The sequence below is a fragment of the Methyloversatilis sp. NSM2 genome, assembly GCF_038066675.1.
Taxonomy (GTDB): Bacteria; Pseudomonadota; Gammaproteobacteria; order Burkholderiales; family Rhodocyclaceae; genus Methyloversatilis; species Methyloversatilis discipulorum_A.
Genome location: NZ_JBBUKV010000013.1, coordinates 131,587 through 153,914, shown reverse-complemented (window position 1 = coordinate 153,914; position 22,328 = coordinate 131,587). Strand labels below are relative to the sequence as shown.

At 68.0% G+C, this 22,328-nt stretch carries 22 protein-coding genes; 9 read left to right on the top strand and 13 right to left on the bottom strand.

What is annotated here, in order from left to right; translation table 11 throughout:
• The first annotated feature begins 94 nt into the window (after window positions 1-94).
• Window positions 95-1,201 carry a GGDEF domain-containing protein gene (locus WJU27_RS17625; protein ID WP_341422932.1) on the top strand — a complete coding sequence of 369 codons (1,107 nt, stop codon included), beginning with the start codon at window positions 95-97 and terminating at the stop codon, window positions 1,199-1,201.
• Between the two features lie 17 nt (window positions 1,202-1,218).
• On the opposite strand, the gene WJU27_RS17620 is transcribed toward WJU27_RS17625, so the two are convergent.
• Genes WJU27_RS17620 through gshA form a run of 3 tightly spaced genes read right to left on the bottom strand, consistent with a single transcriptional unit; the run spans window position 1,219 to window position 4,517 of the window.
• On the bottom strand, window positions 1,219-2,265 hold the full coding sequence (locus WJU27_RS17620) for an FAD:protein FMN transferase (RefSeq protein ID WP_341422931.1): 1,047 nt from the start codon (window positions 2,263-2,265) through the stop codon (window positions 1,219-1,221).
• On the bottom strand, window positions 2,237-3,187 hold the full coding sequence (gene gshB, locus WJU27_RS17615) for a glutathione synthase (protein ID WP_341422930.1): 951 nt from the start codon (window positions 3,185-3,187) through the stop codon (window positions 2,237-2,239). Before gshB ends, WJU27_RS17620 begins: the two co-directional genes overlap by 29 nt.
• Window positions 3,188-3,194: 7 nt before the next feature.
• Complete coding sequence (gene gshA / locus WJU27_RS17610) at window positions 3,195-4,517, bottom strand: glutamate--cysteine ligase (RefSeq protein WP_341422929.1); 1,323 nt, start codon at window positions 4,515-4,517, stop codon at window positions 3,195-3,197.
• A 132-nt stretch (window positions 4,518-4,649) separates the two neighbouring features.
• On the opposite strand from gshA, the gene WJU27_RS17605 reads away from it, so the two are divergent.
• A complete protein-coding gene (locus tag WJU27_RS17605) occupies window positions 4,650-6,272 on the top strand; it encodes an ABC-F family ATPase (protein WP_341422927.1) in 1,623 nt (540 codons plus the stop codon).
• Between the two features lie 123 nt (window positions 6,273-6,395).
• Window positions 6,396-7,247, top strand: a complete 852-nt coding sequence (locus WJU27_RS17600) for a DUF3293 domain-containing protein (RefSeq protein ID WP_341422926.1) — start codon at window positions 6,396-6,398, stop codon at window positions 7,245-7,247.
• Between the two features lies 1 nt (window position 7,248).
• Here WJU27_RS17600 and WJU27_RS17595 read toward each other — a convergent pair whose 3' ends face one another.
• The 4 genes from WJU27_RS17595 to WJU27_RS17580 form a co-directional block, all read right to left on the bottom strand.
• Window positions 7,249-7,746, bottom strand: a complete 498-nt coding sequence (locus WJU27_RS17595; protein WP_341422925.1) for an FxDxF family PEP-CTERM protein — start codon at window positions 7,744-7,746, stop codon at window positions 7,249-7,251.
• Window positions 7,747-7,894: 148 nt separating this feature from the next.
• Entirely contained in the window at window positions 7,895-8,617 is a 723-nt protein-coding gene (locus WJU27_RS17590) for an anti-sigma factor (protein WP_341422924.1), read from the bottom strand.
• Entirely contained in the window at window positions 8,614-9,186 is a 573-nt protein-coding gene (locus WJU27_RS17585; protein ID WP_341422923.1) for a sigma-70 family RNA polymerase sigma factor, read from the bottom strand. The genes WJU27_RS17590 and WJU27_RS17585 overlap by 4 nt, the downstream gene beginning before the upstream one ends.
• A 39-nt stretch (window positions 9,187-9,225) precedes the next feature.
• Entirely contained in the window at window positions 9,226-9,633 is a 408-nt protein-coding gene (locus WJU27_RS17580) for a COG4315 family predicted lipoprotein (protein ID WP_341422922.1), read from the bottom strand.
• A gap of 198 nt (window positions 9,634-9,831) precedes the next feature.
• Here WJU27_RS17580 and WJU27_RS17575 point away from each other — a divergent pair, with 198 nt between their 5' ends.
• Complete coding sequence (locus WJU27_RS17575) at window positions 9,832-11,370, top strand: hypothetical protein (protein ID WP_341422921.1); 1,539 nt, start codon at window positions 9,832-9,834, stop codon at window positions 11,368-11,370.
• Window positions 11,367-12,992 carry a hypothetical protein gene (locus tag WJU27_RS17570; RefSeq protein WP_304000661.1) on the top strand — a complete coding sequence of 542 codons (1,626 nt, stop codon included), beginning with the start codon at window positions 11,367-11,369 and terminating at the stop codon, window positions 12,990-12,992. Before WJU27_RS17575 ends, WJU27_RS17570 begins: the two co-directional genes overlap by 4 nt.
• Window positions 12,993-13,002: 10 nt before the next feature.
• On the opposite strand, the gene phoR is transcribed toward WJU27_RS17570, so the two are convergent.
• Together phoR and phoB are read right to left on the bottom strand one after the other, a co-directional pair.
• A complete protein-coding gene (gene phoR, locus WJU27_RS17565) occupies window positions 13,003-14,307 on the bottom strand; it encodes a phosphate regulon sensor histidine kinase PhoR (RefSeq protein WP_341422920.1) in 1,305 nt (434 codons plus the stop codon).
• Window positions 14,308-14,364: 57 nt separating this feature from the next.
• Window positions 14,365-15,054 (bottom strand): phosphate regulon transcriptional regulator PhoB, encoded by a 690-nt coding sequence (gene phoB, locus WJU27_RS17560; protein ID WP_019916212.1) that lies wholly within the window; start codon window positions 15,052-15,054, stop codon window positions 14,365-14,367.
• 150 nt (window positions 15,055-15,204) lie between these two features.
• Between phoB and WJU27_RS17555 the strand changes: the two genes are divergently transcribed.
• The 4 genes from WJU27_RS17555 (at window position 15,205) to WJU27_RS17540 (ending at window position 17,983) form a co-directional block, all read left to right on the top strand.
• Window positions 15,205-15,642 (top strand): DUF971 domain-containing protein, encoded by a 438-nt coding sequence (locus WJU27_RS17555; protein ID WP_341422919.1) that lies wholly within the window; start codon window positions 15,205-15,207, stop codon window positions 15,640-15,642.
• 7 nt (window positions 15,643-15,649) lie between these two features.
• On the top strand, window positions 15,650-16,387 hold the full coding sequence (gene ubiE / locus WJU27_RS17550; protein ID WP_019916209.1) for a bifunctional demethylmenaquinone methyltransferase/2-methoxy-6-polyprenyl-1,4-benzoquinol methylase UbiE: 738 nt from the start codon (window positions 15,650-15,652) through the stop codon (window positions 16,385-16,387).
• 117 nt (window positions 16,388-16,504) lie between these two features.
• Window positions 16,505-17,395 carry a Tim44 domain-containing protein gene (locus tag WJU27_RS17545; RefSeq protein WP_341422918.1) on the top strand — a complete coding sequence of 297 codons (891 nt, stop codon included), beginning with the start codon at window positions 16,505-16,507 and terminating at the stop codon, window positions 17,393-17,395.
• A gap of 3 nt (window positions 17,396-17,398) precedes the next feature.
• Window positions 17,399-17,983, top strand: coding sequence for a ubiquinone biosynthesis accessory factor UbiJ (locus WJU27_RS17540; protein ID WP_341422917.1), 585 nt, complete (start codon window positions 17,399-17,401; stop codon window positions 17,981-17,983).
• On the opposite strand, the gene glpD is transcribed toward WJU27_RS17540, so the two are convergent.
• The 4 genes from glpD to atpG all read right to left on the bottom strand — a co-directional run bounded on the left by glpD (window position 17,968) and on the right by atpG (window position 22,318).
• The gene (glpD, locus tag WJU27_RS17535; RefSeq protein ID WP_341422916.1) at window positions 17,968-19,440 is read right to left on the bottom strand and encodes a glycerol-3-phosphate dehydrogenase; all 1,473 of its coding nucleotides are present in this window, start codon (window positions 19,438-19,440) and stop codon (window positions 17,968-17,970) included. The two genes, WJU27_RS17540 and glpD, sit on opposite strands and share 16 nt — an antisense overlap.
• A 79-nt stretch (window positions 19,441-19,519) precedes the next feature.
• On the bottom strand, window positions 19,520-19,942 hold the full coding sequence (locus WJU27_RS17530; RefSeq protein WP_029143885.1) for a F0F1 ATP synthase subunit epsilon: 423 nt from the start codon (window positions 19,940-19,942) through the stop codon (window positions 19,520-19,522).
• 68 nt (window positions 19,943-20,010) lie between these two features.
• On the bottom strand, window positions 20,011-21,414 hold the full coding sequence (gene atpD / locus WJU27_RS17525; RefSeq protein WP_304000652.1) for a F0F1 ATP synthase subunit beta: 1,404 nt from the start codon (window positions 21,412-21,414) through the stop codon (window positions 20,011-20,013).
• A gap of 34 nt (window positions 21,415-21,448) precedes the next feature.
• Window positions 21,449-22,318 carry a F0F1 ATP synthase subunit gamma gene (atpG, locus tag WJU27_RS17520; protein WP_008063739.1) on the bottom strand — a complete coding sequence of 290 codons (870 nt, stop codon included), beginning with the start codon at window positions 22,316-22,318 and terminating at the stop codon, window positions 21,449-21,451.
• Window positions 22,319-22,328: the final 10 nt, after the last annotated feature.

Here is a 22,328-nt window from a genome sequence, read left to right as displayed (position 1 = left end):
CCGCCTCTGGACAGGCGGCGCGGCCGCCGGTTTCATTGCAGCGCCGACATCCACGTATCCACTCAAGCGAGCCGCCCGGCCACCCGATAATCGAATGATGAAAATCGCTCCGCCCCCAGAAGACGAGGTGCAGCGCCTGCAGGCGCTGCGCGACCTGTGCGTGCTCGACACGCCGCCGGAACCTGCGTTCGATGCGCTGACCGCACTGGCAGCGCAGCTGTTCGACATGCCGGTTGCGCTGGTGAGTCTGGTCGACGAATCCCGCCAGTGGTTCAAGTCGGCGCACGGGCTGTGCCTGCGCGAAACGCGGCGCGACGCCGCACTGTGCACGCACACCATCGTCGCGCCGCGAGGACGCATGGTGATCGAGGACACGCTGAACGATCCGCGCTTTGCCGACAACCCGCTGGTGGTCGGCGCGCCCGGTATCCGCTTCTATGCCGGCGTGACCCTGTTCAACCCGGACGGCCTGCCCTTGGGCACCTTCTGCCTGATCGACTTCAAGCCGCGCAGCCTCGACCTTCGCCAGCTGGATCAGCTGGGCGCGCTGGCGGCGCAGGCCGAAGCGCAGCTGCACCTGCGCATGCGTGTGCAGCAGCTGCATGCGCTGACGCGGGAACTGCGCCAGCAGCACGAACTGCTTGAACGCCAGAGGCAGGCGTTGCAGACGCGCTGCGAGGAGCTGGCAACCGAAGTCCATGTGGATGCGCTGACCGGCAGCGGCAACCGGCGCGCCGGCGAGGCGCGACTGAGCGAGGAGTTCGCGCTCGCCAGCCGGCTGCAACTGCCCCTGTCCGTCTGCCTGATCGACATCGATCACTTCAAGGACGTGAACGACAGCTACGGCCACCCGCACGGCGACGAGGTGCTGCGTCGCGTGGCCCGGCTGATCGGCGAGGCGCTGCGCGCCAGTGACTACGTCGCGCGCTTCGGCGGCGAGGAATTCCTGGTCGTGCTGCCGGGTGCCGAACCGGCGACCGCGCGCGCCGTCGCCGAACGCATCCGCACGCACGTTGCGGACGCTCAATGGGAGCGCCCGCCTGTGCTCACCATCAGCGCCGGCGTTGCCAGCCGCAGTTCGACCACCACCTCGGCCGAACACCTGCTGCATCAGGCTGACAAGGCGCTCTACCGCGCCAAGGCCGGTGGCCGCAACCGGGTCGAATCCGGGGCCGCACCGGCGAGCACGCACGGCGACTGACGCACGGCCCGCCGATCTCAGCGCGCCGCCGCCGTGCGCTGCGCCATCTCCGGCGTCATGTCCATCGAACCGTCGGCGTCCACCCGCAGCGCCATGGTCACGCCCATGCGTTCTGCCAGCGCGCGCCAGCTGTCGCGACCGGCGATGAACAGCGGCTTGCTGTCGGCGTCGGAACGGGCGCCCGCCTGCGGGCCCGCCGGCATCAGCACGGTCAGCGACTGGGTGTGGCGCACCGGCTCGCCGCTGCGCGGGTCGATCAGGTGGCACAGGCGCTCGCCGTCCAGTTCGAAATAGCGCTGGTAATCCCCCGAGGTGCCGATCGCCTCCCCGTCGTGCAGTTCGACCGTGGCCAGCGCCTCCGGCTTGCGCGGATGCTGGATGCCGATGCGCCACGGCGTGCCGGCCTTGCTGCCGAGCGCCATCACGTTGCCGCCGATGTTGACCAGCGCGCAGCAGACGCCGCGCGCGCGCAGGATGGCGGCGGCGCGGTCCAGCGCATAACCCTTGCCGTAGCCACCGAGGTCCAGCTGCACGGCCGGGTTGCGACTGGACACCGTGGCGCCGCCGTCCGGCCGGGGAGTAATCACGAGATCGGCCATGCGCGGCTTCGCCGCGACCAGCGCGTCGCGCCGGGTGGCTTCGGGCCGCCGCGGCACGAACTCGTCGGCGTGGAAGCCCCAGGCCTCGACCAGTGCCCCGGCGGCCGGATTGAACAGGTCCTCACCGCGCGCCGCGGCGGCCTGCACCGCGACCAGCAGCGCGGCCGTCTCGGCATCGACGTCGGCCGACTGCCCGGCCGCGAAGGCGGTGTTCAGTCGCGTCAGCTCAGACGGCTGCCAGGCATGCAGTCTGCGGTGCAGGCGGTCGAACTCACGCAGCACCTCGCCCAGCGCGTCGCGCGCCTGCGTGCGGTCGAGGCCGTACACGACCACTTCGACGCGGGTGCCGAAAACGAAGGACTCCTGGCGCTCGACCTGCTCCTTCGTGCCGCAGCCGGCGAGCAGCGCAAACAGGAGCAGTGCGGCGGCGAAACGCTCAGCGCGTCGTCGCACGTTCGAGTGCATCGACGAACATGGCGGCCACGTCGAAACCCGTCTGTTCGGTGATTTCGACGAAGCAGGTCGGGCTGGTGACGTTGATTTCGGTCAGCCGGTCGCCGATCACGTCCAGCCCGACCAGCAGCAGCCCGCGCGCCGCGAGGACGGGGCCGAGCTTGCGCGCAATCGCCAGATCGGATTCGGACAGCGGCTGGGCAACGCCGCGACCGCCCGCGGCCAGATTGCCACGCGTTTCGCCGGCCTTCGGGATGCGCGCCAGACAGTAGGGCACCGGCTCGCCGTCGATCAGCAGCACGCGCTTGTCGCCCTGCGCGATCTCCGGGATAAAGCGCTGCGCCATCAGCGTACGCGCGCCGTCCTCGGTCAGCGTTTCGATGATGACGTTGCGGTTGGCGTCGTCGGCGCGCACGCGGAAGATGCGCGAACCGCCCATGCCGTCGAGCGGCTTCAGGATGCAGTCTGCGTGCGTGTCGATGAAGGCATTGATGGCTGCGACGTCGCGGCTGACCAGCGTCGGCGTGATCAGCTCCGGGAATTCGCAGATCGACACCTTCTCCGAGTGATCGCGAATCGCGCGCGGATGGTTGAACACGCGCACGCCGGCGGCCGCCGCGCGCTCCAGCATCCAGGTCGCGGTGATGTATTCGAAATCGAAAGGCGGGTCCTGACGCATCAGCACGGCATCGAATTCGCGCAGCGCGCGCGGCTGCGTCTCGTGTGGCACATACCAGGGCGCGTCGCTGCGCTGCGGCTGGATGCGGGTGGCGGCAACCATCACCTCGTCGGCTTGCAGGCTCATGCTCTGCCGCTGGATGGCCCAGATTTCGTGACCGCGCCGCGCCGCCTCGCGCATCATCGCGATGCTCGAATCCTTGGCTGGCTTGAGCTTGTCGAGCGGATCGACGATGAAGGCGAGGCGCAGGTTCATGTTGGTCTCAACCCCGCAGTTCGGCTTCGAGCGCCTCTTCCGCCAGCGTCATCGGCAGACCCCGCTCCAGTTCCAGGCTGGCCGCGACCAGCGCTAGACGCGCGACGACACCATAGGCATAGAAGCGGTTGGGCGGGGCGTCCGGCGCGCAGCCCGGGTCGGGCATCGAGCAGCAGGATTCGAAGGCCAGTGGCTTGAAGTGCATGCCCGGCGCGTTCAGGTTCTCGTCGATGCCACGCTCGCCATGCACGCGGTAGAAGCCGCCGACGACGTAGCGATCCATCATGTAGACCACCGGCTCGGCCGCGCCGCCATCGACGCTTTCGAAGGTGGGCACGCCCTCCTGGATCAGCACCGAGCTGACTTCCAGCCCCTCCTTCACCACCGCCATCTTGTTGCGCTGCTTGCGGTTCAGGCCGACCACCTCGGACGGGTCGCGCACCGTCATGATGCCCATGCCGTAGGTGCCGGCGTCGGCCTTGACGATGACGAAGGGCTCGTGATCGACGCCGTGCTGCGCGTACTTCTCGCGGATGCGCGCGAGCAGCGCGCCGACTCGCGTGGCCAGACATTCCTCGCCGCTGCGTTCCTGGAAGTTGATGTCGCCGCACACGTCGTACAGCGGGTCGATCAGCCACGGATCGATGTCCATGACCGACGAGAAGCTGCGTGCGACTTCGCTGTAGGCGTCGAAATGCTGCGACTTGCGGCGCGTGGTCCAGCCAGCGTGCAGCGGCGGAATGAAGGTCTGCTCATTGACGTTCTGCAGCAGTTCCGGCACGCCGGCCGACAGGTCGTTGTTGAGCAGGATGGCGCAGGGATCGAAACCGGCCACGCCAATGCGTCGACCGCCGGGCAGGCGGATCAGCGGTTCGACCGTCAGCGTCTGGCCGTCACCGAGGTCGAGCGGCGTCGGGCCGGCGAGGTCGGGAATCAGGCTGCCGATACGCACGTTCAGACCGGCCAGCTTCAGGATCTGCGCCAGCCGGGCGACATTGCGCAGATAGAACAGGTTGCGCGTGTGGTTTTCCGGCACCAGCAGCAGGTTGCGTGCTTCCGGGCACAGCTTTTCGACCGCGGTCATCGTCGCCTGCACGCACAGCGGCAGGAACTCGGCGTTCAGGTTGTTGAAGCCGCCGGGAAACAGATTGGTGTCGACCGGCGCCAGCTTGAAGCCGGCGTTGCGCAGATCAACCGAGGCGTAGAACGGCGGGCTGTGATCCAGCCACTGCGAACGGAACCACTGTTCGATGTCGGTCTGGCGTTCGAGAAATCGGCTCTCCAGCGCGAGCAGCGGGCCGGTGAGCGCGGTGGTCAGGTGAGGCACCATGGGCGTGAGCGGGCGCGATCCGCAATGAGGTTCAGGCGCGCGGATTCTACACCCGCAGCCGGGGCGGCCTCCCCGCTCCGGTACAATCCGGGCTTCTTGCGCATCCGCGCATGCCACACCCTAGTGAATTCCATGCTGTCCGCTTCCAACATCACCATGCAGTTCGGCGCCAAGCCGCTTTTCGACAACGTCAGCATCAAGTTCGGCGACGGATACCGCTACGGTCTGATCGGCGCCAACGGTGCCGGCAAGTCGACCTTCATGAAAATCCTCGCCGGCGTGCTCGAACCGACCGCCGGCAACGTGTCGATCGACGCGCACGAGCGCATGGCCTTCCTGCGCCAGGACCAGTTCGCGTTCGAGGACCAGCGCGTGCTCGACGTGGTCATGATGGGCCACGCCGAAATGTGGACCTGCATGAAGGAAAAGGACGCCATCTACGCCAACCCGGACGCGACCGAAGAGGACTACATGCGCGCCGCCGAACTGGAAGGCCAGTTCGCCGAATACGACGGCTACACCGCCGAGGCGCGTGCCGGCGAGCTGCTGCTCGGCGTCGGCATCCCGACCGAACAGCACAACGGCCCGATGAGCCAGGTCGCGCCAGGCTGGAAGCTGCGCGTGCTGCTGTGCCAGGCGCTGTTCGCCAACCCGGACATCCTGCTGCTCGACGAACCGACCAACAACCTGGACATCAACACCATCCGCTGGCTCGAGCACACGCTGAACGAGCGCAACAGCACGATGGTCATCATCAGCCACGACCGCCACTTCCTGAACCAGGTGTGCACCCATATGGCCGACCTGGACTACGCGACCATCCGCCTCTACCCGGGCACCTGGGACGACTACATCGAAGCGTCGACACAGGCGCGCGAACGCGCGTCGGCGGCCAACGCAAAGGCGAAGGAACGGGTGGCCGAACTGCAGAGCTTCGTGCGCCGCTTCTCGGCCAACAAGTCCAAGTCCAAGCAGGCCACCTCGCGTCTGAAGATGATCGACAAGATCAAGATCGAGGAATTCAAGCCCAGCTCGCGTCAGTACCCGTGGATACGCTTCGACTACGACCCGAAGGAGAAGCTGCACCGACAGGCGGTCGAACTGGACAACGTGGTGTTCGGCTACGACGGCGGCCCGCAGATCCTGAAGGGCTTCACTGCTACCTTCGACGGTGGCGACCGGGTCGCCATCATCGGCGAGAACGGCGTCGGCAAGACCACCTTCCTGAAGCTGCTGGTCGGTGAACTGACGCCGCAGCACGGCTCGATCAAGTGGGCGGAAAAGGCCCGCCTCGGCTATTTCGCGCAGGACCATTCAGCCGATTTCGACAGCGACGCCAACCTGACCGACTGGATCAGCGGCTATGTGCGCGAGGGCGGCTACGAGGGCGACGACGCGATCACGCTGATCCGCGGCACGCTCGGCCGTCTGCTGTTCGGTGGCGACGACGTGAAGAAGGCGGTGCGCGTGCTGTCCGGCGGCGAACAGGGCCGCATGATGTTCGGCCGGCTGATGCTGCAGCGGAACAACGTGCTGCTGCTCGACGAACCGACCAACCACATGGACATGGAATCGATCGAGTCGTTGAACGCCGGCCTCGACGCCTTCGACGGCACGCTGTTCTTCGTGTCGCACGACCGCGAGTTCGTGTCCACGCTGGCCACCCGTGTGCTCGAAGTCCGCGGCGACGGCCAGATCGTCGATTACCGCGGCGGCTACGAGGACTACCTCGCCAGCCAGGGCATCGACGACTGAGATGAAGCCCCCACGCTCACTGCGTTCGCTGCCCCCCAAGGGGGCTGCGCTCGCCCTTGGGGCGGCCCTGCGGGCGGCGCGGCGTCCGTCGCCGTTTGCGCAATGCCTGCCGGAGTGACCGAGATGTCCGACACCTGTCCCATCTGCGACGACGCGCCCGGCCATCACTGGCTGTGGCGCGATGACCGGCTGCGCGTGATCGACGCGCGCGACGCCGACCACCCGGCCTTTCTGCGCGTGATCTGGAACGGTCACGTGCGCGAGATGACCGACCTTGCCGACGCCGACCGCGATCACCTGATGCACGTGGTGTGGCAGGTGGAGCGCTGCGTGCGCGAGATTGCGCAGCCGGAAAAGATCAACCTCGGCAGCCTCGGCAATGTGGTGCCGCACCTGCACTGGCATGTCGTCGCGCGCTGGCAGGACGACGCCCACTTCCCGGGTTCGGTGTGGAGCGCGAAGCAGCGCGACGGCGCGCCTCGCCCTCGCGTACCGGCGGCGCTGTGGCGCGCCACGCTGCTGGCCCGTCTCGGCCTGCCGACCGTTGCCGTCAGCGACGCGCTGACCGGCGCCTACGAAGGCACCGACTACGCCGTGGCCCTGCCCGACGGCGAAACGACACTGCACGTCGGTGCACCGTCACCGGCGCTGGATCGCTGGCTGGCGACGCAGAACGCAACACAGTGGGCACTGCTGGCGGCCGCCAATCCGTGGTCGGCACGCTGCGACGACGACGCCAACCGCGCCGCCCACACGGCACTGCGCGCATTGCTGACGCAGCGCGGCCTGCCGCTGCTCGACGCCGAGAACCGCACGACCGAAGCCGGCTGGACCGAACCCTCCCTGCTGTGCGCCGGCCTGACCGCCGAGGAGGCGCTGCGCATCGGCGCCGCCTTCGGCCAGAACGCGGTACTGACCGGCGATACCGGCGGCACGGCCCAGCTGCGCTGGTGCGTGCGCCGGCAGGCCGACTGACTCAGCGAACCTGCATGCGCCGGCGCGCCACTGCGCCGACCGCCGCCAGACCGGCCAGAAGCATGGCCGCGCTGGCCGGCTCCGGCACCGCTGCCGTGATGCCCAGCCGGTAACTCGCGTCCGCCAGCGTGTTGTCGACGCCGTCGACGGTCACCAGGAACTCGGTGCCCGTGGCGAACGGAAAGGTGCTGCCACCGCCGGTGAAAGGTCCCCACGCGAAGGTGAGATTGCGGCCGAAGGTGCCGACGATTTCGTTGCCGTTCAGGAACACCGACAGCGAAGCACGCGACCCAAGACCAAGGTTGGAGAAATCGAGCGTGAAATCGACGGGCTCACCGACGGTGAAGCTGAAGCTGTCGGCGAAGTCGCCGAGCTGCTGTTCGAAGCTGAAGGACTGACCGGCGACCAGCGTGCCCAGATCGACGCTGGCTGCACTGGCGTGTGCGGCGGGCAGGACGGTCAATGCGGCGATCAGTGCGGTGCGGATGGAAGTGTTCATGACGGACTCCGTAGGATGAATGAAGGATGAAAGCGTCTGCTTTCATTCGTCATCTACGGAGCCCTGGCTTCAGCGGAGACAGTCGGGTGGCATCGGACTTTCCGGCAGCGTGACGGATGTCACCGTTGCCGCCGGAGACCGCATCGGATCACCACAGCTTCACGCAATGGCCGCGCAGCATGAAGCCGCCAGAGGGCTGCGCCGCGGCCGTGCCGAGCGGCTCGATCGACACCGCCAGTTCGCCCACCGCCGCCAGCAGCGCTTCCGACGTGCCGGCCATCGTGATCACCTGCTTGGCGTCGGCGCGCAGCACACCAAGCCGGAAGGGCGCGCCGTCCTTCGGCAGTGCCCACAGCACCGCCTCGGCGCCCTCCGGCACCACCAGCGGCTGCAGCAGCTTCACGCTCAGTTCCACCCCATGCCGGCGCGACGACGCGAGCGCTGCAGGCTTGCCCGCGGCGTCCAGCATCAGGCCGACATAGCTGGCCGGCAGCACGGCGTGCTCGGGCAGGTCGGACGGCAGCACCCACTGCGGCTGCTCGCGCACCACGCCCACGGCCACCAGCAGGCCGAAGGCGAAGCCGAGCGCCGGGCGCAGCCAGTCGCGCCAGCGCCGCTGCGCCGTCGGCCGGGGGCGCGGTGCAGCGCCGGTGCGCCGTTCGACCTCCGCCCACACCGCGGGCGAGGGCTGCACCGGCGGCACGGCAGCCGCCAGTGCGGCGCCATGCATTTCCCAGGTGCGCAGCGCGCGCGCCGCCGCCTCGTTCGACCGCACCAGCCGCTCGAAGCGGCGCCGCGGCAGCCGGCCCAGCGTGCCGAACACATAGGCGGCCGCGAGGCGGTCGAGCAGTTCCGGGTGGTCGTACTTCATGCCAGCCGCTCCATGCAGCGGCGCAGCTTGTCCAGGCCCCGGCGCAGCCACACCTTGACGCTGCCGATCGGCGAGCCGAGGTGTTCCGCCAGTTCCGAGTGCGACAGGCCGTGGTAGTAGGCCAGCGCCAGACACTGGCGCTGCGGCCCGTCGATGTCGTCGATGCACCGGCGAAGATGCAGCGCGTCGGCCGCCTGTTCGAGCAGGCCGAGCGGACTGGGCCGGTCGTCACCAAGCGCGGCAACGCCGCCCTGTCCGTCGTCGTCGTCGTCCAGCGACTCGGCCCGCCGCAGCGATTCCGACCGCAGTACGTCGAGCGCGCGATTGCGCACGACCGAGGTGAGCCATGTCATGGGCTGGCTCGCGTCCGCCCGATAGCTGTCGGCGCGGTGCCACACGCTGGTGAAGGCATCCTGCAGCACGTCTTCAGCCAGGTCGCGCCGGCGCAGCAGACGCAGCGCGACCCCGAGCAGCTGCGGCGCGCAGGCATCGTAGAGCTGACGGAAGGCCTGCCGGTCGCGCAGTGCAACGCGCGCCAGCAGCCTCTCAAGCTGGACCGGATCGAGCATCGCCGCATGATGCCATGCTCATCGACGGGTCGCAGCCCATCAGTAGTCCCGCGGCCGGTAGCTGCCGGCCTCAGCCGACGTCTTGCCGCCATCGCGCACGACATGCCAGACACCGCCGCGCCCGTCGCCGGTGGTCTGTCCGGCTTCGCTGTCGCCCACGTAGTAATAGAGCGGCTTGCCGCGGACCGCCCACTGCCGGCTGCCGTCGCTGCGCGTGACCAGCGTGTGCTCGCCGGTCGCGCGCGCATCGGCTGCCGCGACGAAGGGCGGCCACAGCGCGGCACACTGGTCGTAGCAGGCGCTCTTCCCGGTGCTGTCCTTGTCGAAGGTGTACAGCACGCGGCCGGCAGCGTCGGTCAGCAGTCCTGCCGTGCCGACGACGGACTGAGCGTGAACTGAGCCGCAGATCGCACCCAGCAGTGCAGCGCAGAGGGCATTTCTGATCATCGTGATTCTCCTTCCTTGCAGAGGTTCGACACCCGGAAATCGCGTGTCCGGATCGATATACGGACGGCTGAACACATCGGAGACAGGCGCGGCGGAAATTTGCTGTCAAAAAGAATGTCCGCCGTGCCGGCCTCCCGCGCGCAAACTGCGGCGTACACATAGAATTGGTTACATTGGCTTACATCGCCCCCCGATTTCATGCACGCCTTCGCTCTGCCCGCCATCAGCCACAGCACGCACCTGCCGGAGTTCTCCGACGCGCGGGCTGCGCGCGACTGGGTGCAGGGCATGGACAGCACCCAGCCGCTCGCCACCCAGGCCCGTCTGCTCGGCCAGCTTAATCTGCTGAATCGCTACAGCATCGGCGCTGGCGAGCGGCTGCGCATCGCCGAAGAGCTGCGTGACACGGCGCTCGACGTGCAGGCCGCCACCGCCAACCGCTTCGTCGGCCGCCCGCTGCCGCTGTCCGCCGGCGAACGAGCGGCCTTCGATGCCAATCAGGGCATGTGGGACACGCTGGTCACCGCCTATCTGCATTGCCTGTCCGCGGCGCTCGACGGCGATGGCGCCGTGGTCGGTCAGGCGGGCCTGATCGCGCATCGGGCGTTGAGCGCGCTGGCGCTGATGCAGCTCGACACGCTGCGCACCGCGCATCTGCCTGCGCCCGGCTACTGGCGCCGCGTGCATGCCTGCTACGACGCGGCCGCCCGGCTCGGCGCGGCGGAGCGCAAGATCCGCGACGACGCCATCCATGACGAACGTCCGACCAGCGTGCGTGCAGCCTACGTGCTGTGCGTGCTGCTGCACACCTCCAGCCCTTTCGGTCTGACCCACCGCCAGCTGCGCGTGCTGCATCGCTGGCTGGGCAAGTGGGCCGGCAAGGTGGCACTGTTCGACACGCCGGTGCCGCACAGCGCCTTGCCTCCCCTGATGCTGGACCTGACTACCGATGAACCGGTCGCCCGCACACCGCAGCCGGACAGCCGCCTGCGCTGGCTGGTGCTGGACGAGTTCTCGCACAGCGTGCGCAAGCGCATGGCGCTGCTGGCACAGGGCGAAACACCGCTGGCGCTGCGCCTGGGCGACGAACTGAGTCCGGGCCAGGCCGACCGCCTGCTGCGCCATCTGCACGCGCACTGCTGCCGCGGCGGCCTGACCCGCGCCGAAGCGCGCCGGCCGCTGCAGCAGAACGCGTCGGTGGTGATCGGCATGGGCGCGGTGCAGCAGTTTCTCGGCGGCGGCGACAACGATCCGGGCAACCGACCGGAAACGGTGGCGGCCGGCTATCTGGTCGAAGACTGGCGCATCCTCGACGACAGCCCAACCGGCCTGCGCCTTGGCCGCCGCGCCAGCGGCGACGGCGCGCGCATTGGCAACGGCATGTTGCTGGCGGTGCGGCCCGACAACAGCCCGCACTTCATGCTCGCCCACGTGTGCTGGATCATGGCGGTCGAAGGCGAGTTGCAGATGGGCATCAGCATGCTGGCCGGCGCGCCGCGTCTGGTCGATCTCGCGCGAGCGCCTGACGGCAGCGGCGAACACGAGGCGCGCGGCGTGCTGATGCCGGAAGTGCCGCGCATCGGTCAGCCGGAATGCGTCGCGCTGCCCAGCGGCTGGTACCGCAAGTCGCGCGACATCCTGCTCACCGCAGACGACGGCAAGCGGCGCGTGCGGCTGGTCGAATCCATCGAACGCGGGGCCGACTTCGACCTCGCCCGCATCGAGCCCTCAGCATGAACGCGCCTGCACCGACGCCGGGCATGCTGAACTACCGCGACGCGCAGCAGTGCCGCGCGCTGATCGCAGAGCTGCCGCTGACCAACGTGCCGCGCGTGCGCGACACGCTGACGCGCATGCTCTACGGGCTGCGGCAGACGCCGCCGCGCAGCGCCGACTACCTCGACGTGCTGGAGGCGATGCGCGCGCCGCTGCACTTCCTGCAGGAGAGCCTGGGCAAGCGCTACAGCAGCCGGCCGGTCGCGCCGGGCAGCACCGAGGACGGCGTGCTGCGCCAGGTGGTCGCACTGTGGATGGCGATGGCGCAGGCATACGCGCAGGCCGCCGAGAAGGCCGACCTGCACCCGCTCACCGACGCCCAGCTGGCGCTGGTGTGTCAGCGCTGCGTGCTGTACGCCAGCCGCGCGGTGATCGAGTATTTCCGCGCCCGGCGCACGCTGCCGCGCGGCCTCTGGCTGGAACTGCACGGTTACTACAGCACGGCCGAGGAATGGGGCTTTGCCACCCAGCCGGTGGCCGACAGCCTGAAGGAAGGCGGCTACCCGCAGAGCGCGGCCGAGTCCTACTGCAGCGTGCTGCTGGTCGACCTGGCCAACCCCTACGGCCGCAGCCCGCGCGAATTCGAGTGGGTGTGCCGCTGGGCCGACCAGTACGCCGGCCTGACCGAGATCATGCCGGTCTTCGGCGGTACCGACGCCCGGACCTATGCCATCGACCTGAACCTCGACAGCGGCGCCAAGCCGCTCGAAGTGTTTGCCCGCACGCCGAATCTGCGCCGGCTCGGTTCGGCGCGGCTGGCCAGCGAGATCGAGCGCGTGGTGGCCGGCCTGAAACAGGGCCTGTCACCGGAAACGCTGGGTCTGGGCGCCGACTGTCACCCGCTGTCGGCCGGACGCCTGCTGCTTCAGCTGTACAAGCCCTGGTGCCACGCGGCCAACCCACGCCGCTTCCAGCGACGCAGTGGCGACGGCGAGATAGACATCGCGATCAGCCAGGAGGCGATGCACTACCTGATCGCCGGCGAAGAGTTCGTGCAGCCGCCGCCGGCGCGCATCTACAGCCACAGCGATTTTGTCGACATCGCCACCTTCGGCGAACGCGCGACCGACGGCGCCGGCCTGGCCGTGCGTCAGGCCAGCGCCCGCGCGCAGTACCCGACCCAGCACTGGGCGGTGCTGGACCACAGCGTGATGGGCTATCGCCTGCGCGCCCCGCGCGAGACCGCGGCGATCGAGTACTCGCAGATGCTGGCGGTGTTCGGCCCGGACTCGGAACACTGGCGTCTGGCGCGCGTGTCCTGGCTCATGTACGAGCACGACGGCCATCTGCTGACCGGCCTGCACGTGCTGCCGGGCACGCCGCGTGCGCTGTCGGTGCGTCCGCTGGCCGACGAAGGCATGCCGGCCGAGCGCTTCGTTCGGGCCTTCCTGCTGCCGGCCGTGCAGGTGATGGGCGAAGAGGCCTCGCTGGTGCTGCCGCGCGGCTGGTTCCAGGCCGATCGCAAGCTCGAAATCTTCCTGAATGGCACGCTGCGTGCGGTGCAGCTGACCCGCCTGCTCGCGTTCGGCGTCAATTACGAACGCGCCGCCTTCGGCGAGGAGACACCCGCAAACGGCGTCTGAGCGACGCCGTTCAGAGTGCGGGCAGCGTGCGGCGAGCGGGAAAGCGGACGGTGAAGCGGCTGCCCTGACCCGGCTGGCTGTCGATCTGCAGCGTCGCCTGATGCCGTTCGAGCACGTGCTTGACGATGGCCAGGCCGAGGCCGGTGCCGCCGGTTTCGCGCGAGCGTCCGCGGTCGACGCGGTAGAAGCGTTCGGTCAGTCGCGGAATGTGCTGGGCATCGATGCCGATGCCGTTGTCGGTCACCGAATACTCGCCGCAGCCATCGACCACGCGCCAGGCGAGCTTCACGCTGCCGCCGTCCGGCGTGTAGCGCACCGCGTTGCTGGCGAGGTTGCCGAGCGCGCTGCGCAGGTCGCGTGCGCAGCCGAGCAGCGCACCGGGCGCACCGTCGACGTCCAGCGTCACCGTGTGCCGGCCGGACGACAGCGCCCGCGTCTCGACCAGCACGATGTCCAGCAGGTTGCGCATGTCCACCGGCTCTTCCGGTGTCGGCGTGTCGGTCTCCAGCGCCGACAGCGTCAGCAGGTCATCGACCAGGCGCTGCAGGCGCACCGACTGCTGCTGCGCCATGCGGATGAAGGACAGCGCCTGCTCCTGCGGCAGGTCGGGCAGCGCGTCCTCCAGCGTTTCGAGGAAGCCGTGAATCACCGTCAGCGGCGTCTTCATTTCGTGCGACACGTTGGCAACGAAGTCGCGCCGCATCGTTTCGAGCTTTTCGAGCTGGGTGATGTCGCGCGTCAGCAGCAGCTTCTGGTCGTCGCCGAACGCCACCACCCGCAGCTGCAGCGTGCGGCCGGGCTGACGCGGCGAGGGCATGGACAGCGGCTCGCCGTAGTCGCCGGACTGCAGGTACTCGGCGAACTCGGGCTGGCGCACGAGGTTCAGGATGGGCATCGCGATGTCGCGCCGGCCGTCCAGCCCCAGGTGTTCCTCGGCCATCGGATTCAGCCACTCGATCAGTTCGTCGCGCGACATGATGAGCGTGCCATCCGGCATCGCTCGGCTGGCTTCGCGCATGCGCTCCAGCCGGCTGCGCAGGTCCTCGCGCTGCTGGCGGGCGTTGCGCTCGCGCCGCGCCAGCTTGGCAAACAGGAATTCCCACTGGCCGGCACCGTCCGGCAGTTCGGCGTCGCTGGTCGAGTTGAGCCAGCGGTCGAAGCGGCCGATCTCGTACTGGTCGCGCAGGCTGCCCGCGAGCAGCAACGCACAGGCCAGCGTCAGCGCCGGCGCCAGCGCGTCGGCCGCCAGGCCGATCAGCACGCAGACGAGGATGAGCGCGACGCGCAGGGCGGCGCGGAACCAGAATTCACGCATGGAGTACGCAGCGGGTGATCACGGCGCCGGATTATGGGCGCTCACGCGCAAAACGGCTCACTCCTTCTGGCAGGACAGGCGATAGCCGCTGCCGCGCACGGTCTGGATCAGCGCGTCGTGTCCGCTCGCTTCCAGTGCGCCGCGCAGGCGGCGGATATGCACATCCACCGTGCGCTCCTCGACGAACACGTGGTCGCCCCACACGCTGTCGAGCAGCTGCGCACGCGAATGCACGCGCTCGGCGTGGGTCATGAAGAAGTGCAGCAGGCGGAACTCGGTCGGGCCCAGTACCACGGCCTGGCCGCGGGCCGTGACGCGATGCGTGGCCGGATCGAGACGCAGACCGTCGATCTCGACCGGGTCTTCGGTCGCCTGCGGCTTCTGCCGGCGCAGCACGGCCTTGATGCGGGCTGCCAGTTCGCGCGGCGAGAAGGGCTTGGTGACGTAGTCGTCGGCGCCGGTTTCCAGACCGGTCACCTTGGACTGTTCGTCGCCGCGTGCCGTCAGCATGATGATGGGCACGCCACGCGTGCGCTCGTCGGCGCGCAGCCGGCGCGCCAGATCGATACCGCTCTGGCCGGGCAGCATCCAGTCGAGCAGCACCAGATCGGGCAGTTCGGCCTGCAGCAGGCGCAGCGCGGTTTCGGCGTCCGGCGCGCGCAGCGGATCGTGGCCGGTGCGGGTGAGCGTGACGCTGATCAGTTCCTGGATGGACGGTTCGTCCTCGACGACGAGTATGCGGGCCATGACGGTATGCGAGCGTGGGATGACGGGAACGCGACGCAGTCTATTTCAGTATGGTGACGGTTTAGTGACAGCGCCTCCGGTCGGTCCGCAGGGCCATCACGACGGGCGCGGGGTATCATTCCCGACTCTTTGCAGCGGACACGGAACATCATGGCAGGACTGGACAAGGACACCCCCATCCCCACCGAAATCAAGGTGCAGCAGAAGTCGAAGATGATGGACGTCAGCTTCGACAACGGCCACAGCTTCAGCTTCAGTTTCGAGTTCCTGCGCGTGTGCTCGCCGTCGGCCGAAGTGCGCGGCCACGGGCCGGGACAGGAAACGCTGCAGATCGGCAAGCGCGACGTCGACATCACGCGCGTCGAACCGGTCGGCGCCTACGCGATCAAACCGGTGTTTTCCGACGGCCACGACAGCGGCATCTACTCGTGGGATTACCTCTATCTGCTGGGCGAGAACCAGGAAGCGCTGTGGGCCGACTACCTCGCCCGCCTGGACGCCGCCGGCGCCAGCCGCGATCCGGCCCTGGTGCCGCCGCCGGTCGCCAAGGGCGGCTGCGGCAGCGGCGGTTGCGGTCACCACCATTGAGCCTGCGATGAGCGACAACTCCACCGATTTCGGCTTCGAGCGCGTACCCGAAGCGGCCAAGGCCCGCCGTGTGGCGAGCGTGTTCTCGTCGGTCGCGCGCCGTTACGACATCATGAACGACCTGATGTCGGCCGGCCTGCACCGCGCCTGGAAAGCCTTCGCGATCGAAATGGCCGGCGTGCGCCCGGGCCAGCGCGTACTCGACGTCGCCGCCGGCACCGGCGATCTGACGCTCGCACACGCGAAGCGTGCCGGCGCCAGCGGCGAGGTGTGGCACACCGATATCAATCCGGACATGCTGCGCGAAGGCCGCGACCGCCTGCGCGACGCCGGCTTCGTGCTGCCCAGCCTGCTGTGCGACGCCGAGAAGCTGCCCTTCCCGGACAACCATTTCGACTGCGTCACGGTCGCGTTCGGCCTGCGCAACATGACGCACAAGGACCGCGCGCTGGCCGAGTTCCGCCGCGTGCTGAAACCGGGCGGCCGCGCACTGGTGCTCGAGTTCTCGCGCGTCGCCAAGCCGCTCGAAAAGGCCTACGACCTTTATTCGTTCAAGGTGCTGCCCTGGCTGGGCAAGCGCGTAGCCAACGACGAGGCGAGCTACCGCTACCTCGCCGAATCGATCCGCATGCACCCGGACCAGGAAACGCTGGCCGGCATGATGCGCGAGGTCGGCCTCGGCCGCGTCGAGTACTTCAACATGAGCGCGGGCGTGGTGGCGCTGCATCGCGGCTTCAAGCTCTGAAATCCAGGTGGAGAGGCGAACGATCCGCGCATTTCGCGGTCAATTCGTGTGCTAAGTTTCGCTCTCGCCGAATTTTCGCTCTCGCGTTTTCGCCCCACCTTTGATGGAGACATATCGATGAAGAATTTCCTGTGCGCGCTGTGCGTGGCCGTCGTCGGCCTCGGCGGCGCCATGCATGACGCCGAAGCCGCCAAGCGCATGGGTGGCGGCAAGTCCTTCGGTTCGCAGCGTGATTCGACCACGATGCAGCGTGACGCCACGCCGACCTCGCCGACGCAGAACGCCACCACTGCCCAGCGCCAGGCGCAGCCTGCCGCACCCGCTGCCGCGCAGCCGGCCAAGCGCTCGTGGATGGGCCCGCTGGCCGGTCTGGCGGCCGGCATCGGCCTGGCCGCACTGGCGTCCCACCTCGGTTTCGGCGAGGAAATGGCGTCCTTCATGATGATCGCGCTGCTGGTCATGGTCGCCCTCTTCGTCTGGCGCATGTTCGCCGCACGCCGCAGCGCGCCGCCGCAGCAGCAGGGCATGCAGTATGCCGGTGCGACCGCCGGCCCGGGCGCCGCCCCGCAGCGCTTCGAAGCCGCGGCCCCGGTCGCCGCCTCGGCGCCGGCCGCCGCAGCCGGCGCAGGCAACATTCCGGCGGATTTCGACGTCGACGGCTTCCTGCGTCAGGCCAAGCTGAATTTCGTGCGCCTGCAGGCGGCGAACGACAAGGGTGACGTCGAGGACATCCGTCAGTTCACCTCGCCCGAGGTGTTCGCCGAAATCCGCATGCAGCTGCAGGAGCGTGGCGGCGAAACCCAGCACATCGACATCGTGCAGCTCGACGCCGCACTGCTCGACCTGGTCACCGAGAACGACCAGTACATCGCCAGCGTCCGTTTCAGCGGCCTGCTGCGTGAGGAAGTCAGCGCCGCGCCGGCACCGTTCGACGAAGTGTGGCATCTGGCCAAGCCGGTATCCGGCACCCGCGGCTGGGTGATCGCCGGTATCCAGCAACTGCAGTAAATCATGCTCGCGACGGCCGCGCTCCCGGTACTGAACCACCTGCTCGATCAGGCGCCGGGCGCGCACGCCCGGCTGGCCCGGCATGCCGGCGCGCAGGCAAGGCTGGAACTGGGCGCGCTCGGCGTCGCCTTCAAGGTTGGCGAAGACGGCCGGCTGGCAGCGGCCTCCGATGAGCCGCTGGCGGTCACCCTGCGACTGCCGGCGGATGCCGCACTGCGACTGGTACACGAAGGTGACGCAGTGCTGCGCGATGCGCGCATCGAAGGCGACGCGGCGCTGGCCGAAACCCTCGGTCAGGTGCTGCGCAGCCTTCGCTGGGACGCAGCGGAAGACCTGAGCCGGCTGATCGGTGACGCGGCCGCCGAACGCGTAGTCGGAGGAGCACGGACGGCACTGGCCGGCGGGCGCGACCTCGGCGCGCGGCTCGCCGCATCGGCCAGCGAATACGCGGCGGACGAAGCGCGGTTGCTGGTGCGTCCTGCCGCCACAGCCACCTTTGCCGACGAGGTCGATACGCTGCGCGACGACCTGGCACGTCTGCAGAAGCGCGTCGAACTTCTCGAACGCAAAGCTCAGCCGATACGCTGATCGACCCACCAGCGCGTGAAGGTGTCGCGCTGCGCAGCACTCATCCCGACCCCGCATTTCGTACGTCGCCACAGCACGTCGTCGGCGTTGTACGCCCACTCGTACTGTGCGCACCAGCGCGCCTCCGCGTCGAACAGCCCGCCCCCGAAGTCGCGTCCGGATCCGCCTGCGCGCGCCACCTGTTCGAGCAGCGGCGACGTCGTGCTGCCGTGGCGCCCGACCAGCGCGGCGATCCATGCTGGCGACAGTGCTGGGTAACGCTGCGCCAGCGTGCGCACGAGTTCCGAACGCTGCGTCGGACCGGCGGCTTCCGCGCCCGGCAGCAGACGGTCGGCGGTCACGCAGCGTGCGTTCGACCCCAGGAACGCGGCCAGTCGATCGACCGCCCGTTCGGCGAGGCTTCGATGCGTGGTGAGCTTGCCGCCCTGTATCGACATCCAGCCACGGCCGCCGCGCTCGCCTTCCATCGTCATCCGGTACTCGCGGCTGGCCGTGCGCGCGCTGCCGCCGCCGTCGATCAGCGGTCGCATGCCGCTGAATTCCCAGCGGATGTCGGACGCTGCCGACGTGCGTCCGAAAGCTCGACTCAGGGCGTCGAGCAGGTAGCGCCGCTCCGCCGCCGTGGCGCCCAGCGCCTCGGGTGACGGCAGATCGGTTTCGGTGGTGCCCACCAGATGGTAGTCGCCGGCGAACGGGATGACGAACACGACGCGGCGGTCCGGCTGCTGCAGCAGCCAGGCGTCGTCGCCGGCATGCAGACGCGGCACGACGATGTGCGTGCCCTGCACCAGCCGCACCGGTGCCGCCGCGACACCGCGCAGCGCCTCGACCGCGTTCATCCACGGCCCGGCGACATTAACGACGCAGCGCGCAAGCACCGTCTTCTGCCCCACCGTGCAGCGCCAGTGAGCGCCTTCGGCCGTCACCGCGATCAGGGCGCTCTGCGGCAGCATGCGTGCGCCGTGCGCCTGCGCGTCGAGCAAGGTGCATAGCGTCAGCCGCGCGTCGTCCACCCACAGGTCGTAATAGGCGTGCGCCGCGCTCACTGGCGGCTGCATGTGCTGCAGCAAGGGAAAGTCGGCGCGCAGACGGCGCGATCGCGGCAGTGAGCTGCGCCCGGCCAGCAGGTCATACAGCAGCAGTCCGGCGGCCAGCATCCAGGCCGGCCGTTCGCCCGTGTGCGGCACGACGAAGCGCTGCGGACGCACAAGGTGGGCCGCAATGCGGCTCAGTGTCTCGCGCTCCAGCAGGGATTCCCTGACCAGGCCGAATGCACCCTGTTCGAGGTAGCGCAGGCCACCGTGGATGAGCTTGGTGGAGGCTGACGAGGTTGCGCCGGCGATGTCGCCGCGCTCACAGACGATGACGTCCAGACCGCGCAGTGCGGCGTCGCGTGCGATGCCGGCGCCGTTGATGCCAGCCCCGACGATGAGCAGATCGCAGGATTCCCGGTGCATGAGCGGATTCTGCGCCGGGCGCGCCAAAAACAAAAAGGCACGCCGAGGCGTGCCTTTCCGGACCTGCTCGAAACCGCGCTCAGTGACGCTTGCGCAGCTTCTGGATTGCCGCCAGCTGGGCGATGGCCGAAGCCAGTTCCGCCTGCGCCGCAGCGTAGTCGACACCGGCCTGACGGTTGGCCAGTGCTTCTTCGGCCAGCCGCTTGGCTTCGTTCGCCTTCGCTTCATCCAGGTCGGTACCACGGATGGCGGTATCCGCCAGCACGGTCACCAGACCCGGTTGCACTTCCAGCAGGCCGCCGGCCACGAAGATCAGCTCGTCGGCAGCCTGATTCGGCACCTTGATGCGGACTTCGCCCGGACGGATGCGGGTGATCAGCGGAGTGTGGCCAGGCAGGATGCCCAGCTCGCCGCTCTCGCCCGGCAGCGCGACGAATTCTGCGAGCCCGGAGAAGATTTTCTCTTCCGCGCTGACAACGTCGACATGTACGGTCATAGCCATGATTACTCCGTGAATGCTGCCCGCAAGCCGCGCCGGACCGAAGTCCGTCACGGCTCACGCTTGCCGCGTCACTGCAGCGTCTTCGCCTTTTCGAACGCTTCCTCGATGCCGCCGACCATGTAGAAGGCCTGTTCCGGCAGGTGGTCACATTCGCCATTGACGATCATGTTGAAGCCCTTGATCGTGTCCGCCAGCGGAACGATCTTGCCCGGCGAGCCGGTGAAGACTTCAGCCACGTTGAACGGCTGCGACAGGAAACGCTGGATCTTGCGGGCGCGAGCCACGGCCAGCTTGTCTTCCGGCGACAGTTCGTCCATGCCCAGAATCGCGATGATGTCGCGCAGTTCCTTGTAGCGCTGCAGCGTCGATTGCACCTTGCGGGCGACCGCGTAGTGCTCTTCGCCGACGATCAGCGGATCCAGCTGACGCGAGGTCGAGTCGAGCGGATCGACCGCCGGGTAGATGCCCAGCGAAGCGATGTCACGCGACAGCACCACGGTTGCATCCAAGTGCTGGAAGGTCGTGGCGGGCGACGGGTCGGTCAAGTCATCCGCAGGCACATACACGGCCTGGATCGACGTGATCGAGCCGACCTTGGTCGAGGTGATGCGCTCTTGCAGGCGACCCATTTCGTCGGCCAGCGTCGGCTGGTAGCCCACGGCGGACGGCATGCGACCCAGCAGTGCGGACACTTCGGTACCGGCCAGCGTGTAGCGGTAAATGTTGTCCACGAAGAACAGGATGTCGCGGCCCTCGTCGCGGAACTTCTCGGCCATGGTCAGGCCGGTCAGCGCCACGCGCAGACGGTTGCCCGGCGGCTCGTTCATCTGGCCGAACACCATCGCCACCTTGTCGAGAACCTTCGACTCTTCCATCTCGTGGTAGAAGTCGTTGCCCTCACGGGTGCGCTCACCCACACCAGCGAACACGGAGTAACCACCGTAGCTCTTCGCGATGTTGTTGATGAGTTCCATCATGTTCACGGTCTTGCCAACACCGGCACCGCCGAACAGACCGATCTTGCCGCCCTTGGCGAACGGGCAGATCAGGTCGATCACCTTGATGCCGGTGGGCAGCAGGTCAACCGACGGGCTCAGTTCGTCGAACTTCGGTGCCTTCTGGTGAATGGCACGACGTTCTTCGGTGGCGATGTCGCCCGCTTCGTCGATCGGACGGCCAAGCACGTCCATGATGCGACCCAGCGTGGCGGTGCCGACCGGCACGCTGATCGCGGCGCCGGTACCCTTCACCTTCATGCCGCGGCGCAGACCGTCGCTGGAACCCAGCGCAATCGTGCGCACGACGCCGTCGCCCAGCTGCTGCTGGACTTCGAACGTCAGGCCCGCTTCAGCCGTGTGCGTACCTTCGGCTTCGTCGAGCTGCAGTGCTTCAAACACGTGCGGTATCGAATCGCGCGGGAACTGGATATCCACCACGGCGCCGATACATTGAACGATGTTTCCGGTATTCATCGTCTATCCCCAATACAAAAATTCGTTTGCGCGATCAGACTGCCGCGGCGCCGCCGACGATCTCGGACAGTTCCTTGGTAATCGCCGCCTGGCGGGTCTTGTTATAGACCAGCTGCAGTTCGCCGATGACATTGCCTGCGTTGTCGGACGCGGCCTTCATCGCCACCATACGTGCGCTCTGTTCGGACGCCATGTTTTCGGCGACCGACTGATACACCAGCGCTTCAACGTAACGAACGAGCAGCTCGTCGATCACCACCTGCGGGTCCGGCTCGTACAGGTAATCCCAGGTGCCTTCCGGCGTGCCCAGACGATCACCCGTGAGCGGCAGCAGTTGCTCGAGCACCGGCTCCTGCTTCATCGTGTTGATGAAGCGGGTGAAGGACAGATAGACCGCGTCGAGCTCACCGGCCTGGAAGGCGTCGATCATGACCTTGACGGGCCCGATCAGCTTTTCCAGATGCGGCGTATCGCCCAGCTGCGTCACCTGCGACACCACCTTGGCGCCCATGCGCTGCATGAAGCCCAGACCCTTGTTGCCGATGGCGGCAACGCGGATTTCGGTGGCGCCCTTGCCTTCCCACTCCTTCATCGTGTTCAGCGCCAGACGCAGCACGTTGGTGTTCATGCCGCCGCACAGACCCTTGTCCGTGGTGACGACGATGATGCCGACGCGCTTGATCTGACCGACGGTCGCGAGGAACGGGTGCTTGTAGTCGCTGATCGTTGCGGCAGACAGGTTGGCAGCAAGACGGCGGATCGTGTCGGCGTAGGGCCGGGCGGCCCGCATCCTGTCCTGCGCCTTGCGCATCTTGGATGCAGCCACCATCTCCATCGCCTTGGTGATCTTCTTCGTGTTTTGCACGCTCTTGATCTTGGAACGGATCTCTTTTCCGCTGGCCATGGTTATCTCC

What these genes read in the sequence shown, in the direction of transcription:
- WJU27_RS17625 (WP_341422932.1), top strand. Translation starts at nt 95, where the DNA reads ATGATGAAAATCGCTCCGCCCCCAGAAGACGAGGTGCAGCGCCTGCAG.
- WJU27_RS17620 (WP_341422931.1), bottom strand. Translation starts at nt 2,265, where the DNA reads ATGCACTCGAACGTGCGACGACGCGCTGAGCGTTTCGCCGCCGCACTG.
- gshB (WP_341422930.1), bottom strand. Translation starts at nt 3,187, where the DNA reads ATGAACCTGCGCCTCGCCTTCATCGTCGATCCGCTCGACAAGCTCAAG.
- gshA (WP_341422929.1), bottom strand. Translation starts at nt 4,517, where the DNA reads ATGGTGCCTCACCTGACCACCGCGCTCACCGGCCCGCTGCTCGCGCTG.
- WJU27_RS17605 (WP_341422927.1), top strand. Translation starts at nt 4,650, where the DNA reads ATGCTGTCCGCTTCCAACATCACCATGCAGTTCGGCGCCAAGCCGCTT.
- WJU27_RS17600 (WP_341422926.1), top strand. Translation starts at nt 6,396, where the DNA reads ATGTCCGACACCTGTCCCATCTGCGACGACGCGCCCGGCCATCACTGG.
- WJU27_RS17595 (WP_341422925.1), bottom strand. Translation starts at nt 7,746, where the DNA reads ATGAACACTTCCATCCGCACCGCACTGATCGCCGCATTGACCGTCCTG.
- WJU27_RS17590 (WP_341422924.1), bottom strand. Translation starts at nt 8,617, where the DNA reads ATGAAGTACGACCACCCGGAACTGCTCGACCGCCTCGCGGCCGCCTAT.
- WJU27_RS17585 (WP_341422923.1), bottom strand. Translation starts at nt 9,186, where the DNA reads ATGCTCGATCCGGTCCAGCTTGAGAGGCTGCTGGCGCGCGTTGCACTG.
- WJU27_RS17580 (WP_341422922.1), bottom strand. Translation starts at nt 9,633, where the DNA reads ATGATCAGAAATGCCCTCTGCGCTGCACTGCTGGGTGCGATCTGCGGC.
- WJU27_RS17575 (WP_341422921.1), top strand. Translation starts at nt 9,832, where the DNA reads ATGCACGCCTTCGCTCTGCCCGCCATCAGCCACAGCACGCACCTGCCG.
- WJU27_RS17570 (WP_304000661.1), top strand. Translation starts at nt 11,367, where the DNA reads ATGAACGCGCCTGCACCGACGCCGGGCATGCTGAACTACCGCGACGCG.
- phoR (WP_341422920.1), bottom strand. Translation starts at nt 14,307, where the DNA reads ATGCGTGAATTCTGGTTCCGCGCCGCCCTGCGCGTCGCGCTCATCCTC.
- phoB (WP_019916212.1), bottom strand. Translation starts at nt 15,054, where the DNA reads ATGGCCCGCATACTCGTCGTCGAGGACGAACCGTCCATCCAGGAACTG.
- WJU27_RS17555 (WP_341422919.1), top strand. Translation starts at nt 15,205, where the DNA reads ATGGCAGGACTGGACAAGGACACCCCCATCCCCACCGAAATCAAGGTG.
- ubiE (WP_019916209.1), top strand. Translation starts at nt 15,650, where the DNA reads ATGAGCGACAACTCCACCGATTTCGGCTTCGAGCGCGTACCCGAAGCG.
- WJU27_RS17545 (WP_341422918.1), top strand. Translation starts at nt 16,505, where the DNA reads ATGAAGAATTTCCTGTGCGCGCTGTGCGTGGCCGTCGTCGGCCTCGGC.
- WJU27_RS17540 (WP_341422917.1), top strand. Translation starts at nt 17,399, where the DNA reads ATGCTCGCGACGGCCGCGCTCCCGGTACTGAACCACCTGCTCGATCAG.
- glpD (WP_341422916.1), bottom strand. Translation starts at nt 19,440, where the DNA reads ATGCACCGGGAATCCTGCGATCTGCTCATCGTCGGGGCTGGCATCAAC.
- WJU27_RS17530 (WP_029143885.1), bottom strand. Translation starts at nt 19,942, where the DNA reads ATGGCTATGACCGTACATGTCGACGTTGTCAGCGCGGAAGAGAAAATC.
- atpD (WP_304000652.1), bottom strand. Translation starts at nt 21,414, where the DNA reads ATGAATACCGGAAACATCGTTCAATGTATCGGCGCCGTGGTGGATATC.
- atpG (WP_008063739.1), bottom strand. Translation starts at nt 22,318, where the DNA reads ATGGCCAGCGGAAAAGAGATCCGTTCCAAGATCAAGAGCGTGCAAAAC.